Origin of the sequence: Deinococcus sp. (assembly GCF_018260405.1) — a bacterium.
GTDB lineage: Bacteria > Deinococcota > Deinococci > Deinococcales > Deinococcaceae > Deinococcus.
On the sequence record NZ_JAGLBG010000220.1, the window covers coordinates 1 to 1104 of the forward strand.

General features: G+C 66.2%; 2 protein-coding genes. Both read left to right on the top strand.

Annotation, left to right across the window (positions count from 1 at the left end; translation table 11 throughout):
* Window positions 1-380: GGDEF domain-containing protein (locus QZ269_RS13165; RefSeq protein ID WP_291427150.1), on the top strand; the 380-nt coding region annotated here is incomplete at its 5' end.
* Window positions 381-588: 208 nt separating this feature from the next.
* On the top strand, window positions 589-1104 hold a 516-nt coding region (locus tag QZ269_RS13170), incomplete at its 3' end, for an AAA family ATPase (RefSeq protein WP_291427151.1).

Below are 1104 nucleotides of genomic sequence, written 5' to 3' on the forward strand. Positions count from 1 at the left end.
ATCAGGTGCTGCTCAGCGTGGCGCAGCGAATCCAGGAAGTCGTCGGAGAGGCCGGACAGGTCGGGCGCTGGGGCGGAGAAGAATTTGTGGTGATGCTGTTCGCGCCGGAGTTCTCTGCCGCCGTACTGGTCGCTGAGCAGATTCGCGCGGGGATCGAGCAATTGCCCAGCCCCATCAGTCCCACGGTGCCCGTGACGGTCAGCATCGGGGTGGCCCCGCCGCTGGATAACCTGACCCGGACGCTCAAGGCCGCCGACGAGGCCATGTACGGCGCCAAACATGCCGGAAAAAACCGGGTCGTGTGTGCCGCCGCGCCACAGCCCCTGACCGACGCAGAGGGCGTGTACCGCCCTGTCCCGCCCCCCACAGGTAAGCGCTAAGGCCTCCGGTTATAGTTTCCGCGTTTCCGGGAAAAGCGCCCGAATCCGCCTTGCAAGCAGCTTGGCAAGTCCGCCTGGATTGAACGACTCCGCCTTCCCGGCTGTGGCGCAATGGAGCGCAGTCTGTAGTACTCAGCACCTTCCGGATAGACGCTCAGGCGTTTGGCGGATACCTGCTGGCGGGGCAATGTGAGACGATCAGCGCAGGATGACCACACCATTCGCCGTTCCCGACCCTGCCTCTCCCCAGATCAGGCTGCCCGAACTGGCCCTGGTCGCGTTGATCGGGGCGTCGTCGGCGGGCAAAAGCACCTTCGCAGCGCGGCACTTTCTCCCCAGCGAGGTGCTTGGCAGCGACGCTTTCCGGGCGCTGGTCAGCGATGACGAGAACAGTCTGGAAGCCACCACAGACGCCTTTGAAACCCTGTTCTACGTGGCGGCCAAACGCCTGAGCCGGGGCCGCCTGACGGTGATCGACGCCACTTCGGTCAGGCCCGACGACCGCCGCCGCCTGGTCGATCTGGCGCGTGCCCATGACGTGCTGCCCGTCGCCATCGTGCTCGATTTGCCCCGTGGTGTGCTGCAAGCCCGCCACGCCGCCCGCCCCGACCGCGACTTTGAACCGGCGGTGATTGGTCGGCAGGTGGCCGAACTGCGCCGCACCAGCCGGGGCCTGGGCAAGGAAGGCTTTCGTCACGTCTGGACCCTCCGAACCCCCGACGAA